The sequence below is a fragment of the Burkholderia sp. Ax-1724 genome, from assembly GCF_011752995.1.
In the GTDB taxonomy this organism is placed as follows: Bacteria; Pseudomonadota; Gammaproteobacteria; order Burkholderiales; family Burkholderiaceae; genus Paraburkholderia.
The window spans coordinates 25,263-38,929 of the sequence record NZ_VWWL01000035.1 but is presented as its reverse complement, the minus strand read 5'-3'; the positions used below and the strand labels follow the sequence as shown (position 1 = coordinate 38,929).

Sequence of the window (13,667 nt, the reverse complement as noted above, 5' to 3'; positions counted from 1 at the left end):
CCGCCGCTCAGCGCTCCTGCCCGTCGCCCTGCCGGTCGCCGGGGTATTCGTCCTGCTGCCAGTCCGGTTCGGGGTCGCCGGCGCGACCGTAGACCGTGCCATGCTCATGGACATATTCGTGGCCATATCCGTGACCATATTCGCCGCCATAGCCAGGCCCGTACTCGAAGCCCCGGCCCGGCCACTCGGACACCACGCCGTGCTCGAACGCAAAGCGGAACAGTTCCGCGTCGCTATGGAGAGCCAGCTTGCGCATCGCCATGCGTTTCTGCGCGCTGATCGTCTTCACGCTGCGCCCGAGCCGCGCCGCGATCTCGGTGACGCCGGAGCCGGCCGCATATTGGGTGAACACCTCGAGTTCACGGCGCGACAGCGTGGCGCGCACGATGTCGCGCTGCTGGCTCATGGCGACGTCGGCGAGCAGCGCGCGCACTGCGGGCCCGACGTAGCACTCGCGCGCGAGCGCCGTCACCACCGCCACGCGAATCAGATCGATCCGGTCGCGCTTGCTGAGCAGTCCGTCGACGCCGAGCGACATCAGCCTGCGCAACGTCGACGCCTCGGTTTCCATCGTGAGGATCACGAGCGCGACATTCGGGTAGCGCTCCTTGAACAGCCTGACGGCATGGAAACCGCCGCCGTCGAACGCGCCCGGCATGTAGAGGTCCATCAGCACCAGGTCGCATGGACTGCGATCGACCTGGCGGAACAGCTCGTTGAGGTCCGCCGCGCGGCCGACCAGTTGCAGATCCGGATAGTTGCCGATCAGGTGCTCGATAGCCAGCAGAACCAGCGGATGGTCGTCCGCGATAATGGTTCGAACCGGCATGCCTGTCGCAGCAATGGAGTTCATCGTCTCACGCTCCCTCTTACGTTCGTTTCGTGATGCCTGATTCCGTGTGAACGGCATCTTCGAAATGATTGAGGATTTCGGCGGCGATACATATAAGAACGCTCTGAAATGGCGCGAACGATTTCGCGCATCTACGCCGGCTGATCCGATTCGAGGCAAGGCATGCCGTGAGCGCGCACATGCGCAAGCAGATCGGGGTCGGTGGCGACGCCGAGCCGCTCCATCGCCGCGCGCTTTTGCCGCGTGACCGTACGGCGATGGCAGCCGAGCGCCACCGCGATCTCGCCGATCGACTCGCCGCACACGAGCCGGCGCAGGATTTCGCTTTGGCATCCCGACAATTGCGACTCGGGCGCGAACGCCGGTGCATTCCCGTCGTCCGGCACGGGGCCAAGCGCCGCGACGACGGAGCGGCCCAGATAGCGCACGCCGGCCGCGCTGCGCGCAATCGCCTGGGCAAGCTCGTCGAGCGGGTCCGCTTTGGAAAACACACTCACCGCGTCATCCGAGACGAGTGCGCGCAGCACGTCGAGATCCGTTTGCGCGGTCGCGACGACCACGCGCAGCGCCGGCCAGTCGCGGCGAATGCACTGCACGAGGCCGAGTCCGTCTTCGAGCGTGCCGGCGGGTTCCGGCATCGAGAGATCGATCACGAGCACGTCGCACGGCGTGCTTTGCAGCAGCGCGATCAACGCGGCGGGAGTGTGCGCCTGGCCGACGACCGCGACACCCGTTCGGATCGCGAGCGTGGAGCGCAAGCCGAGCAGAATGAACGGGTGATCGTCAGCCAGGATGATTCGGAGAGTCGTCACGATGGACCTCGCATGTCGTAGCGGTGATGGGCTCGCGCGGCAAACGCCTGGTTGCGCCGCGCGTGTCGGGCCGCTTCCCGCTGCGCGCCAACGTGCCGAATCGGCTATCAGATCATCGCCACCATCGCGCGACAATCGGACCGTTCCGAATCCGCTTCAAAAGCACATCGTGAGACTCGCGTTCCGGCGTCTCACGATCCGGCGACATCGCAGGCGCGCGCCGTCGGCATCGCGCGTGCCGAGGCCGCGCGCGGCAGCACCGGCAGCGCGATCAATGCGCATGCGCTCGCGACCGCCCACACCATCGGCCACGAACCCACGGACAGCAGAGGCGGAATCACGAGCGGCGTCACAAACAGCGTGAGGAACACACAGGTGTTGCCGATCGCGAGCGCGGTGCCCGCGCGGCTCGTGCCGGCGAGCGTCGCGAGTTCGGTGAACGCGACGCCGTGCCATGCGGACGCACTCACACCACCGAGCACGATCATCAGCGCGAACAGTGCCGCGAGCGCGCCGTGATGCAGACCGGCGATCCCCGTCGCAAGCGCGAGCGATGCGAACAGCACCGCGGTGAGCAGACTGCAGGCGCGCATATACGCACGGCGATTGCCGCGCCGGTCGGTCCACGTGCCGCTCCACACGCGCGCGATCGCGGCCCCCGTTTGCACGGCGGCCATCGTTACGCTGATCGCGAGCACGCCGGCCCGGCCGAAGTCGTGCAGAAACACGGTGCCGAACGTGATGACGGCGATCTGCGGTGCGCACAATGCGCCCGCGCCCAGCGCGACGCGCCAGATGCGCACGTCGCGCAGCGGCGAGACCGCCGCCGGCACGCTGGGCCGCGCCGCCGCCGCCGCAGCAGCAGCAGCAGCCTGCCGGCAAGCCGGGCGGGCGGCGTGGGTGCCGCGCGCCCGTTCCGCGCCGCCAGCATCGTTAGCCGCGTTGGCTCCATTCGCGCCGTCTGCCCTTTGCCCGTCTTCCGTGCGCAAATGCGCCGGCTCATGCAGCCAGCACCACGCAAACCACGCCGTCACCGCGCACGCCACCGCCAGCACCGCATACGCGCTCGCAAAACCGCAGCGCGACACGAGCACCGGCAGCACCAATGCACCGAGCCCGCCGCCGGCCGGCACGGCCGTCTGCCGGATGCTCATCGCGAGACCACGCTCGCCTTCTCGAAACCACGCCATCACGGCGCGGCCGCTCGATCCGTTGACGCTGCCACCGAGCAGGCCGACGAGCAGCAGGCCAAGCGCGAGCGGCGTCATGCCCGGCACCTGCGCGCCGCCCGGCGACACGAATAGCGCAAGACCGGCGAGCGCGGCCGCGGTCGACAGCAAGCCGAGCAGCAGCACGCGGCGGTCGCCCCAGCGGTCGGTCAACAGCCCCCACGGCAACTCGCTGACCGCAATGCCAAGCCCGAGCATGCCGAGCACGAGACCGAGCCCGTCGTTGCCGAGGTGATAGCCCGAGCGTAGAAAAACCGCCGTCGTCGGAATGCCCGAGAACGCCGCCGAAAAGCTCGCGTTCGCGGCAAAGCCCACGCCGAGCACCTTCCAGCGATGCTTCGCGCCGCGTTCGACCGCACCGCCCAGCGGCACCGCAGATTCGTTGTCCATTCCACCCTCCGAAAGAATTCAGAGGTATCCTACGGCTGGGCTTTCCATCGGAAAAGCCGGAAAATCAGATCGTCATCATCGGAAATACCGAATCATGAGCCAGCGCGGATTCGACCTCACGCAGTTGCGGACTTTCGTCGCCGTCGCCGAATCGGGCAGCGTGTCGGCGGGCGCGGAACGCGTGTTCCTGTCGCAGTCGTCGGTGAGCGAGCAGTTGAAGAAGCTCGAGGAACGCGCGGGCCAGCCGCTGTTCGTGCGCAGCAAGCAGGGCGTCAGCACGACGCCCGCGGGCGAGCGGCTGCTCGATCATGCACGGCGCATCATCGCAATGAGCGAAGCGGCATTCGACGACCTGCAGGGCCGCTCGCTCGACGGCGAACTGCGCATCGCGATCACCGACTATTACCGGCCGCACGACATCGCGCGCATTCTGAAAGCCTTCTCCGAGCAGCACCCGCGCCTGAGGCTGCACGTCACGGTGCAGCCGAGCGCGGTGATCGACAGCGGCGCCGACGATCACACCTCGTTCGACATCGGGTTGTCGGCGCGGCTCGTCACCGGCCAGACGCGCACGCGCGGCGGCGCACCGGCGAGCACGGTCGTGAGGCGCGAAAAGCTGCTGTGGGTCAGCGCCGCCGATGCCGCGCCGCGACCGTCCGCGCCGTTTCACCTCGTGCTGCTGCCGTCGACATGCCAGTTGCAGCGTTTCGTCGTCAAGCTGCTCGACGAGCACAAAGTGGCCTACGTGGTGTCGCATTCGGCCTCGGGCGTCGCGGGTCTGCAACTCGCGCTGAAGGCGGGGCTCGGCATCTCGTGCCTGAACGAATCGTCGACCGGCAACGGCGTGGTGGCCTGCCCGGCCAACACGGGCTTGCCCGCGCTGCCCGCGGTCGAGTTTCATTTGCTGCCGGGGCGGCCCGGCGAAAGCGAACGGGTCAGCAATGCGCGCACGGCGCTGATGCGGCTCTTCGCATAAGACGTCACGCGCCAACATCGGACGATCACATTCGCATACCAACCCGCATCGCCCAAGCGACGCTGTGCGCCCGCACATTGAAATTGCGTTGCATCGTGCATAGCATGGTTTGATCTAGCTCAAGAATCCGTCGAAGCGTCGGCCGTTGCGATTGACGCTCCTGTTGAATTGCTGCAACCTGTGCGCGCTGTCCTGGCCCGACTCCACGCAGCCGTTTGAATGCGTTGCTCATGCTCAGTGCGGCAGCAGCCGTCCTCGGCGTATTCAGCGTGCATCATCGTTGTCGCCATGCAAGTGCATCGCCATCGCGAATCGATACTTCGCGATGCCAAACAAACCGGTTCCGCCTCGCTGTTCAAGCAGTCCTTAAAACAACGGGCAGGAAACACACGATGGTCCGTCATGCGCCGCCGGCCGGATTCGCCTGAGAGCCCGCGAACGCGTATGAAAAATCGATCGTGAGAAAAGAACGTTCCCCTGACGAGGCCTCGCGTGCATCGTAGAACCATCGGATCTTCAGTTCTGCTATTTCTGCTGTACGCGCTCGGCAGCGGTGCGTCGCTCGCGGCCGCCGAGGTGCCCGGCGCGATGCCCTCGGCGATGGACGAGCGCGTGCGCGCCTGCACCTCGTGCCACGGCGTGCAGAGCCAGGGCCTGAACAACGACTACTTTCCGCGCATCGCGGGCAAGCCCGCCGACTATCTGTTCAACCAGCTCACCGCGTTTCGCGACGGCGGCCGTACCTATCCGCCGATGGGCTATCTGCTCGCGTTTCTGCCCGACGACTATCTGCGCAAGATCAGCCAGTATTTCGCCGATCTGCAACCGCCCTATCCCGAGGCCGATCACGGCAACGTATCGCCCGAGGTGCTCGCCGCAGGCGAGCGGCTCGTGCGGCACGGCGACCCGGCGCGCAAGATACCGGCCTGCATCGCCTGTCACGGCGCGCGCATGACCGGCACGCAGCCGGGCATTCCAGGCCTGCTCGGCCTGCATGCGAGCTATATCGCCGGACAGATGGGCACGTGGCGCTCGGGCACGCGTCACGCGCTCGCGCCGGACTGCATGCATACGATCGCGGTCAAGCTGAGCGACCGCGACATCACCGCGGTGTCGAGCTGGCTCGCGCGCCAGCCGCGTCCGGCCGATCCGCGGCCCGCGCCGACGGCCGCCGGGCCGCTGCCGCTCGCCTGTGGGAGCCAGCCGCAATGAAGCCGATACGTCGTTCGCCGGATTGGCTGCGCTCGCTGGGTGCGAGGCTGGGCTTCGGCTCGGATCGTGGTGTGAGATCCGGGTTGAGTTCTTCCGGGTCGAGTTCCATTCCGCGTTTCGTCACGCGCCTTGGCAAGCCGCGCCACACAATGAGATCGCTCGCGGCCGGCTCGCTGGCAGCTGGCCTCATCGCGAGCGGCGCTGGCCTGCTTGTCGATCTGCCGGCCATGCCGTTGATCACCACGGCCCATGCCGCGGCGCCGCAAGCCACGCCCGCCGCCGCCAACGCAACGACAACCGCAACCACCGCGGTCACCACACCCACCGCCGCCCCCCGCTCCGACCTCGTCAAGCGCGGCGAGTATCTGGCGCGCGCCGGCGACTGCATCGCCTGCCACACCGCGCCGCGCGGCAAGCTGTTCGCGGGCGGCCTCGCGATGGACACGCCGTTCGGCACGCTCTATTCGCCGAACATCACGCCCGATCCGCAATACGGCATCGGCACGTGGAGCGAGGACGCCTTCTTCAAGATGATGCGCACGGGCCGCAAGCCCGACGGCACGCTGATCTATCCGGCCATGCCGATTGCGCAATACACGAAGGTCACGCGCGAGGACTCCGATGCGATCTTCGCATTCCTGAGAACCGTCGAGCCGGTGCGCGAACCGAACCGCAAGCACACGCTGCGCTTTCCGTTCAACCAGCGCGAGCTGCTGTACGGCTGGCGCACGCTGTATTTCCACGAGGGCGAGTTCAAACCCGATCCGGCCCAGTCGGTCGAGTGGAACCGGGGCGCGTATCTCGTCGAAGGGCTCGGACACTGCTCGATGTGCCATACGCGCATCAACATGCTCGGCGGCTCGTCGCAGCGCGAGCAGTTCGCGGGCGGGCTGATTCCGGTGCAGAACTGGTACGCGCCGTCGCTCACGTCCGACAAGGACGGCGGCCTCGGCGACTGGAGCATCGAGGACATCGTCGATCTGCTGCAGGCCGGCATTTCGAAGCGCGGCGCGGTCTACGGTCCGATGGCCGAAGTCACCTATCACAGCCTGCAGTATCTGTCGGACGACGACATCCGCGCGATGGCCGTCTATCTGAAGTCGCTGCCCGACAATCGCGGCCGCAAGAGCGGCCCGAGCGCGACGCCCGACGCGCAGGTGTTCGCGCTCGGCAAGCAGATCTACGCGGACAAATGCGCGCTCTGCCACGGCGCCAACGGCGAGGGACAACTGCCGCACTATCCGCCGCTCGCGGGCAACCAGTCGATCGAAATGGATTCGGCCGTCAACCCGATCCGCATCGTGCTCAACGGCGGCTTCCCGCCCGGCACGAAGCGCAATCCGGAGCCCTACGGCATGCCGCCGTTCGGCCAGGAGCTGAACGACACCGAGGCGGCCGCCGTCGTCACCTTTATCCGCACCGCGTGGGGCAATCACGGGCTGCCGGTGACGGCCCGCGAGGTCAACGCGTTGCGCAACGCGCCGCTGCATTGACGCGCCGCCCCGGACAACACGGAGAAAACCGCAAGATGGAAGCGAACGACACCCACGACGCGCCGCCCACCGACGCCGAAGTCGAGCGCATCGTCGCCGCCGGTCCGCATGGCGCGATCGCGCTCGCCGGCGTCGCGACGCTGATCGTCATCGCGATCTGGTTCGGCTTCTACTTTCTGGTGTTCCTGCCGCGCGGCATCATCCACTGACCATGTCGACCGAATCGAGCCATCAACCCCATAGCGGCCATGCGGTCGCGTTACGCGCCGAGCGCCGCTGGGCCATCTTCGCCAGCGCGCTGATCGTGCTGCTGCTCGCCGTGATCGTGTTCTCCGGCGTGCACTGGGCGATGATGCCGCCCTCGCGCGTCGAGACGATCGATCCCGCGCGGCTGCAACTGTCCGGCGAATTCGTCGAGGACAATCTCGGCAGCGCGGTCCAGCCCGACGGCTCGGTGATCGTGCGCTTCGTCGCGCAGCAGTACTCGTTCACGCCGCAGTGCCTGCTCGTGCCCGCCGACACGCCGGTCACGATCCGCACGACGAGCGCCGACGTCGTGCACGGCCTGCTCGTGAACGACACCAACATCAACACGATGATCGTGCCCGGCTACGTCTCGACGCTGAACACCTATTTCGACCATCCCGCCGACCACGCGATGCCGTGTCACGAGTTCTGCGGCTTCGGCCATCAGACCATGTGGGCGCACGTGAAAGTGATCGACAAAGCCGCCTTCTTCGAGCAGGCCCGACAATCACGGAGACTCAGCTGTGTTTCACGCTAAGCGACTCGTTCTCGCGCATTTCTGGCTCGCCTTCGTGCTGTTCCTCGTCGCGCTCGTGCTCGGCGCCTGGCAGATGCTCGCGCGCAGCCCGTTCCTGCCGTGGGTCGGCGACCCCGAGCTGTACTACCGCTCGGTGACCGCGCACGGCACCGTGATGGCCTACGCGCTGCCGACGCTCGTCGCGATGGGCTTCGGCTACGCGATCGTCGAGCTTGCGCTCGCGCAGCGCCTCGCGGGCCTCAAGTGGGCATGGGCCGCGTTCTTCATCCTGCTCGTCGGCGCGGTCATGGCGATGGTGCCGGTCGCGCTCGGCGAGGCCTCGGTGCTCTACACGTTCTATCCGCCGATGATCGGCAGTCCGTTCTACTACCTCGGCGTGGTGCTCGTGGTGATCGGCTCGTGGATCTGGGTCGCGCTGATGCACGTGAACCTGCGCATCTGGAAGCGCGCCAATCCGGGCAAGCCGGTGCCGCTCGCGATGTTCGCCAACGTGGCGGGCGCGTATCTGTGGGCGTGGACCGCGGTCGGCGCGGCGCTCGAAATCCTGTTCCAGATCCTGCCGGTCGCCTTCGGCCTCACGAAGACGATCGACGCCGGCCTCGCGCGCATCCTGTTCTCGTGGACGCTACATGCGATCGTCTACTTCTGGCTGATCCCGGCGTATATCGCGTACTACACGCTGGTGCCGCGCGCGATCGGCGGACGGCTCTACAGCGACTCGATGGCACGCGTGTCGTTCATCCTGTTCCTCGTGTTCGCGATGCCGATCGGCATCCACCATCTGTTCGCCGATCCGCAGGTCGGCGCGGGCTTCAAGTTCCTGCACGCGGTGTTCACCGGCATGGTGTCGGTGCCGACGCTGCTGACCGTGTTCACGATCTGCGCGTCGGTCGAAATCGCGGGCCGGCTGCGTGGCGGCAAGGGAGCGTTCGGCTGGCTCACGGCGTTGCCGTGGCGCAATCCGATGATGCTCGTGATCGCGTTCTCGTTCGTGATGCTCGGCTTCGGCGGCGCGGGCGGGCTCATCAACATGAGCTATCAGCTGAACTCGACCGTGCACAACACGCAGTGGGTGACCGGGCACTTCCACCTGATCTTCGGCGGCGCGATCGTCATCATGTACTTCGCGATCGCGTATGAACTGTGGCCGCAATTGACCGGCCGCGCGATCTGCTCGGCGAAGCTCGTACGCACGCAGTTGTGGCTGTGGTTCATCGGCATGATGGTCGTGACACTGCCGTGGCACTACGTCGGCCTGCTCGGCGCGCCGCGCCGCATGGCCTATTACGACTACAGCATGCCGGGCATGCAGGGGCAGGCGTTCTGGGTCGGCATGTCGGCGGTCGGCGGGCTGATCCTGCTCGTCTCGGGGGGGCTGTTCATCTATATCCTCGCGAAGTCGCAGTTCGGGCCCGCGACCGAACCGCAAGCATTCCGTTTCGCGACCGCCGCGCATCCGGTCGAGCGCGTGCCGGTCGCGCTCAACGGCTTCGGCCTGTGGGTCTCGCTGATGATCGGGCTCACGGTCGTCAACTACAGCGTGCCGATCCTGCAACTGCTCAGGCTGCCGCAGACTTCGGTGCCGGCGGTCGTCATCGGAGCGCAGCGATGAACGAGGAACGCGTCTTCAGCTTGCGCAATCCATGGTTCACATGGAGCGTGGGCGGCACGATCGCGATTGCGATCGTCGCGATACTGATCGGCTTCGTCTGGCTGCCGTCGGCGAGCACCGCGTTCGGCGGCCTCGATCTATGGGCGCGCATCTGCGGCGCGGCGGGCGTGCCGTCGAGCTGGTACAGCGGCGACAGGAGCGTCCCGGCAACGGTGCCCAGTGAAGTGGTCGTGCTGCCGCCGCAGCGAGTCACGCATGCGGCGGCGGATTCGATCGGCCGCGGCGCGACGATCGCGACGCAGAACTGCTCGATGTGCCACGGCGTGTCCGGTACACCGCCGGTCACGGCGCCCGCGCTCGCGGGGCAATACGCCGACGTGATCTACAAGGAGTTGCGCGACTATCAGAACGGCCAGCGCCTGAGCGCGGTGATGCAGGCGATCATCGCGCCGCGCAGCGAGCAGGATCTGCACGATCTGGCCGCTTACTATGCTTCGCTGCCGCGCGCCGAAGCGACATCGTCAACTTCGCGCGCCGGCGCGGAGCCCGATGCGAACGCGGTGCGGCTCGCGATGCAGGGCGATCCCGAGCGCAATATCGCGCCCTGCGCGGCCTGCCACGGACAGCTCGACCGCAAGGGCGCGGCGCCGTGGCTCGGCGGGCAATCGGCGGTTTATCTGGCGGCGCAGCTGCACGCGTTCGCGGCGGGCGACCGGCATAACGACATCAACGAGCAGATGCGCAACGTCGCGCGGCAAATGACGCCCGAGGAAATCGAAAGTCTCGCGAAGTACTATGCGGCGATGCCGTAACGCACGACCGGCTTGCTGGCGCGTGCGGCTTGAGATAAATCAATAAGGTGTCGCAACGCAATTCCTGTTCGGGAGTGTCCTCCGTATGTCGGAAATCGGTTCGGCCGTGCTGGTGTTCGTGCTGTTGCTGGCCGCGACCGGCATCGGCGTCGGCGTACGGCCGCTGCTGCCTGAGGAGCACAAGGCGCACGAGACCGTGCAACTGATCCAGCTCGTGATCGGCATGCTCGTGACGTTCGCCGCCCTCGTGCTCGGCTTGATGACGGCCTCGGCAAAATCGGGCTTCGACACTGCGGCGAACGATCTGCGCACCCTTGCCGCCGAGCTGATCGAATTCGACACGACGCTGCGCGAGCTAGGCCACGATACCGACGACTCGCGACGCCTGCTGCGCCAGTACACGGCGGCGGCGATCGCCTCGACGTGGCCGGGCGAGCCGGCGCCGGGCGGCGACTATCCGCGCGTCGGCACGCAGGACAGCGCCGGCACGCTCGAAAACGAGCAGCTCGGCGACATGCTGACGTCAGTGGGACAGCAATTGCGGCAACTGCGCACGCGCGATTCGCTGCAGCAACGCACGCTGGAGGATGCGTTGACGCAATACCGGCGCGTCGTCGACGCACGCTGGCGAATCATCGAAGAGGCGCACAGCTCGATCTCGCAGCCGTTCTTCACGACGCTCACGTTCTGGCTGTGCGTGATTTTCCTGAGCTTCGGACTGATCGCGCCGCGTAATGCGCTCGCGCTCGTCACGATCACGCTGGGGGCGGTGTCGATTGCTTCGTCGATCTACGTGATCGTCGATCTGGATACGCCCTTTTCAGGGCCGATCATGATTTCGAGCGCGCCGCTCAGAGGAGCGCTCGACCATCTGCGCAAGTGAGGCGACATTTCCGATGCCTCGCGCGAAACGCAGCGGCACGAGCCGACGCAGACCTCGGCTCGATTGGCGTACTAGGGTTTATCGACGGTGCCCTGAAACGAAGTCTTCGCACGGTCCATCATGTCGTGTACCAACGGCCCGTTCGTTTTCTGCAAAACGACCAGCGCGACGGATGCCAGAACCAGCAACGCTACGCCGCCCCATAGAATCCGCGCCCGGCGACCCGCTCCTCGCGTACCTCCCGCTGTCGGGCGGGCTGTCGCGCCCACGGGCTGATCGGTGCGTTCATGTTCGGAGACCGTGCCGATGCCGTCGCCGCGCAGCGCGACGACTTCGGCTTGCAGCCTCGTGAGTACTTCGATCTTCCGGTTGGCAATTTCACCGTCGATCTTCGCCGCGCGCAGTTCGCCGCTCAGCCTCAAGACGGCATCCTGAAGCGCGGCGGCGTCTTTGTGAGCCTGCCTGAGCAATTCTTCCAGGCCGTCCCGGCCGTTTAGCACATGAAGCCCTTCGGTATCCAGGGGTGAATTGATTGGAGCGTGATATGTGTAGTTATAAGGTTGGTTCATGATTTCGTTCAAATTTTTGTCGAAATAAATTTTATACGTTCGATTACGGGATATATTCATTGCAGGAGAAATGACATTCGCCTTTTGTCAAGATGGCAAACAGATAACTGCATTTTTTAATTGAGCGAGCTTTATTGGAATGCGCTTGCCATCTTCGTTGCGAATGCGGCCGACGTAACGAGCGTCGATCATCGAACGGATGTGGTCACAGGGATTAGCCTGTGCAAGCGCTTCTGGCAATCGTGCCGGCGATGGCTACGTGCCCATGAACCCGGGGATTGCGCTGTCAAACGGACGGCGCTCTAATGCAACTCTGCGTGCAACCCTGATCTGTATCGCGAAAAAATCTTGTGATGGTGATGCCTGATTGAACGGCACCGCATTCGGAATTCTTTTTATCAGCAGCAGCACTGAAATTGAATCAGCCGTGTCCGAAATTGGCGGAGTTCTGGGTTTTATTTTTTATTATTTTCCAGATCGACTGATCGAATTATTTTGGGAAATAACGTGCTCGACAAAAGCGGGAGAGGAAGGCGCCAATACTGTGAGGCACACCCTTGGTATTCACGTCGATGCCGTTGTTCCAGTCTTCTAACGGTTCGAAGAGCACCACGCTATCTGCCCTTGATATGACGCGATTTTCAATGGGCGAAGAAGTGTAGCCGTATGCGATTTACATAGACGGCTCATCTCTTCGAACACAAGCCAGTACGGGTGACGCGAATATGCGCGGGCCGTTCTTTCACGTAGTCGTTGAGTAAAAACGCCATCCAGTCACAATTTGGCACGTGGGTAAAGAAAAAGCCCGTGTGCTCAAGGCACACGGGCTTCAATCAACACAAATTACGCGAAGTAGGTTTTAGAACCATTATGAGCACCTTTCGCGTGTAAACAGTCCTGCAAATATGTTCAGCACGGATGTCAGGCGGCATCACCGATCACAAGGTAAACAAGTAGCGCCATTGATGATCACTTGTTTACACTTTTCATCGTCCCGCAAACCCCCGCGTAGCGGATGTATACGGCGGGTTTGTTGTTGCCTTTGACCTTTCGACCATAAATATTTCTCATTGGCATTAGGGGGTGCAGGGGGAGCCTGTGGTCAAGTTATCCACAGGGCCGACTTCACAACCGAATTACTTCACCCGTGGATTTTCCGAGTTTGATTTCGCAGCTACCTCGGCCTGCCTTGGAAAATTCCAGACCATCCGAAACCCGTCATAAGGTCGGCCACATGGTCGAGGACTACGAGCTTAGCAAGATTGCTGACGGACCATGACCACGTCAAGCGCATGCGGGGCGACACACTGGTCGAAGCGTTCAAACGCGGGCGGATCGCTGCCCATGGACGATCGAGCAGGTACTGAGCGAGGATTTCGTGCCCGCATGAGATGCCGTAGGGCTTCCATGCATTGGCGGTAGATTCCACCAAAAACGGGAGCAACATGAAGAAACTGCGGTTTAAAACCACCACGCATACATCGTCCTTTGTCGCGGGCCTCGGGATCGGAATAGGACTCGCGTTCCCGTTCGCGGCACTTCTCAGCGGAATGCGCAGCGCACCGCGGCGTCACCCATCCTTGTCTGCGTTCCAGTGGGTCGGGAAAAAAGAGTCCGCAATTTTCGCCCGCGTACCGTCTTGGCAAAATGGGGTTATACGGCATCGCTCACGCTAGTCGCCGCAATGCGTAGGGCAATACGGAGCGGAGTCGCGTAGTGTCTTCCATTCGAACGGGTTCGAGATCATTGGGCCGCTGACGGTGTGGCGGCATTGCTTCCCGCGGGCGGTGCGAGCCGTGCAGCGCACACGACCGCTCAGCTCGACCCATTCGGCATATTCGTCTGGCGTGAGACCCGAAACGCGCGCCGCGAGATTCACGCCGTCGAGGATGGCCGATGCGATGTCTTCACCCGTGATGTGCGCGTGCGCGCATCCACAGGCACCAGGGTATTCCAAGATGAAGTTACAACGGGCCTTACGAAGCGTTTCGATGGCGTCGATGATCGCGGCGCGGCTGGTCATTTGACTATCTCCATGAGTA

General features: G+C 64.5%; 13 protein-coding genes and 1 pseudogene. 9 read left to right on the top strand and 5 right to left on the bottom strand.

The genetic code is table 11. The features are described from left to right. Positions 1–190: 190 nt before the first annotated feature. From F3J19_RS30045 to F3J19_RS30035, 3 genes and pseudogenes are all read right to left on the bottom strand, one after another. Positions 191–853, bottom strand: a pseudogene (locus F3J19_RS30045) (response regulator transcription factor); the annotation flags it as partial. 131 nt (positions 854–984) lie between these two features. Further along, a complete protein-coding gene (locus F3J19_RS30040; protein WP_167049739.1) occupies positions 985–1,665 on the bottom strand; it encodes a response regulator transcription factor in 681 nt (226 codons plus the stop codon). 191 nt (positions 1,666–1,856) lie between these two features. Beyond that, a complete protein-coding gene (locus tag F3J19_RS30035; RefSeq protein ID WP_167049737.1) occupies positions 1,857–3,284 on the bottom strand; it encodes an MFS transporter in 1,428 nt (475 codons plus the stop codon). Positions 3,285–3,378: 94 nt separating this feature from the next. On the opposite strand from F3J19_RS30035, the gene F3J19_RS30030 reads away from it, so the two are divergent. The 8 genes from F3J19_RS30030 to F3J19_RS29995 all read left to right on the top strand — a co-directional run bounded on the left by F3J19_RS30030 (position 3,379) and on the right by F3J19_RS29995 (position 11,056). Beyond that, a complete protein-coding gene (locus F3J19_RS30030; RefSeq protein WP_167049735.1) occupies positions 3,379–4,260 on the top strand; it encodes a LysR family transcriptional regulator in 882 nt (293 codons plus the stop codon). Positions 4,261–4,752: 492 nt separating this feature from the next. Next, positions 4,753–5,472 carry a c-type cytochrome gene (locus F3J19_RS30025; protein ID WP_167049733.1) on the top strand — a complete coding sequence of 240 codons (720 nt, stop codon included), beginning with the start codon at positions 4,753–4,755 and terminating at the stop codon, positions 5,470–5,472. Between the two features lie 227 nt (positions 5,473–5,699). Next, positions 5,700–6,965 carry a cytochrome c gene (locus tag F3J19_RS30020; protein WP_240159354.1) on the top strand — a complete coding sequence of 422 codons (1,266 nt, stop codon included), beginning with the start codon at positions 5,700–5,702 and terminating at the stop codon, positions 6,963–6,965. Positions 6,966–7,000: 35 nt separating this feature from the next. Beyond that, positions 7,001–7,174 carry a hypothetical protein gene (locus F3J19_RS30015; protein ID WP_167049729.1) on the top strand — a complete coding sequence of 58 codons (174 nt, stop codon included), beginning with the start codon at positions 7,001–7,003 and terminating at the stop codon, positions 7,172–7,174. Between the two features lie 2 nt (positions 7,175–7,176). Further along, positions 7,177–7,749 carry a cytochrome C oxidase subunit II gene (locus tag F3J19_RS30010; RefSeq protein ID WP_167049727.1) on the top strand — a complete coding sequence of 191 codons (573 nt, stop codon included), beginning with the start codon at positions 7,177–7,179 and terminating at the stop codon, positions 7,747–7,749. Continuing rightward, on the top strand, positions 7,736–9,361 hold the full coding sequence (locus F3J19_RS30005) for a b(o/a)3-type cytochrome-c oxidase subunit 1 (RefSeq protein ID WP_167049725.1): 1,626 nt from the start codon (positions 7,736–7,738) through the stop codon (positions 9,359–9,361). The genes F3J19_RS30010 and F3J19_RS30005 overlap by 14 nt, the downstream gene beginning before the upstream one ends. Continuing rightward, on the top strand, positions 9,358–10,173 hold the full coding sequence (locus tag F3J19_RS30000; protein ID WP_167049723.1) for a c-type cytochrome: 816 nt from the start codon (positions 9,358–9,360) through the stop codon (positions 10,171–10,173). Before F3J19_RS30005 ends, F3J19_RS30000 begins: the two co-directional genes overlap by 4 nt. A gap of 85 nt (positions 10,174–10,258) precedes the next feature. Further along, the gene (locus F3J19_RS29995) at positions 10,259–11,056 is read left to right on the top strand and encodes a DUF4239 domain-containing protein (RefSeq protein ID WP_167049721.1); all 798 of its coding nucleotides are present in this window, start codon (positions 10,259–10,261) and stop codon (positions 11,054–11,056) included. Positions 11,057–11,127: 71 nt separating this feature from the next. Here F3J19_RS29995 and F3J19_RS29990 read toward each other — a convergent pair whose 3' ends face one another. Beyond that, a complete protein-coding gene (locus F3J19_RS29990; RefSeq protein WP_167049720.1) occupies positions 11,128–11,637 on the bottom strand; it encodes a hypothetical protein in 510 nt (169 codons plus the stop codon). Positions 11,638–11,992: 355 nt separating this feature from the next. On the opposite strand from F3J19_RS29990, the gene F3J19_RS29985 reads away from it, so the two are divergent. Continuing rightward, a complete protein-coding gene (locus F3J19_RS29985) occupies positions 11,993–12,220 on the top strand; it encodes a hypothetical protein (protein ID WP_167049718.1) in 228 nt (75 codons plus the stop codon). 1,077 nt (positions 12,221–13,297) lie between these two features. On the opposite strand, the gene F3J19_RS29980 is transcribed toward F3J19_RS29985, so the two are convergent. Next, a complete protein-coding gene (locus tag F3J19_RS29980) occupies positions 13,298–13,648 on the bottom strand; it encodes a hypothetical protein (RefSeq protein WP_167049716.1) in 351 nt (116 codons plus the stop codon). Between the last annotated feature and the right edge of the window lie 19 nt (positions 13,649–13,667).

Excerpts from the sequence above, each read along its gene's own strand:
- F3J19_RS30030 (WP_167049735.1), top strand. The coding sequence starts at position 3,379 with ATGAGCCAGCGCGGATTCGACCTCACGCAGTTGCGGACTTTCGTCGCC.
- F3J19_RS30000 (WP_167049723.1), top strand. The coding sequence starts at position 9,358 with ATGAACGAGGAACGCGTCTTCAGCTTGCGCAATCCATGGTTCACATGG.
- F3J19_RS30010 (WP_167049727.1), top strand. The coding sequence starts at position 7,177 with ATGTCGACCGAATCGAGCCATCAACCCCATAGCGGCCATGCGGTCGCG.
- F3J19_RS29980 (WP_167049716.1), bottom strand. The coding sequence starts at position 13,648 with ATGACCAGCCGCGCCGCGATCATCGACGCCATCGAAACGCTTCGTAAG.
- F3J19_RS30015 (WP_167049729.1), top strand. The coding sequence starts at position 7,001 with ATGGAAGCGAACGACACCCACGACGCGCCGCCCACCGACGCCGAAGTC.
- F3J19_RS30035 (WP_167049737.1), bottom strand. The coding sequence starts at position 3,284 with ATGGACAACGAATCTGCGGTGCCGCTGGGCGGTGCGGTCGAACGCGGC.
- F3J19_RS30020 (WP_240159354.1), top strand. The coding sequence starts at position 5,700 with ATGCCGTTGATCACCACGGCCCATGCCGCGGCGCCGCAAGCCACGCCC.
- F3J19_RS29995 (WP_167049721.1), top strand. The coding sequence starts at position 10,259 with ATGTCGGAAATCGGTTCGGCCGTGCTGGTGTTCGTGCTGTTGCTGGCC.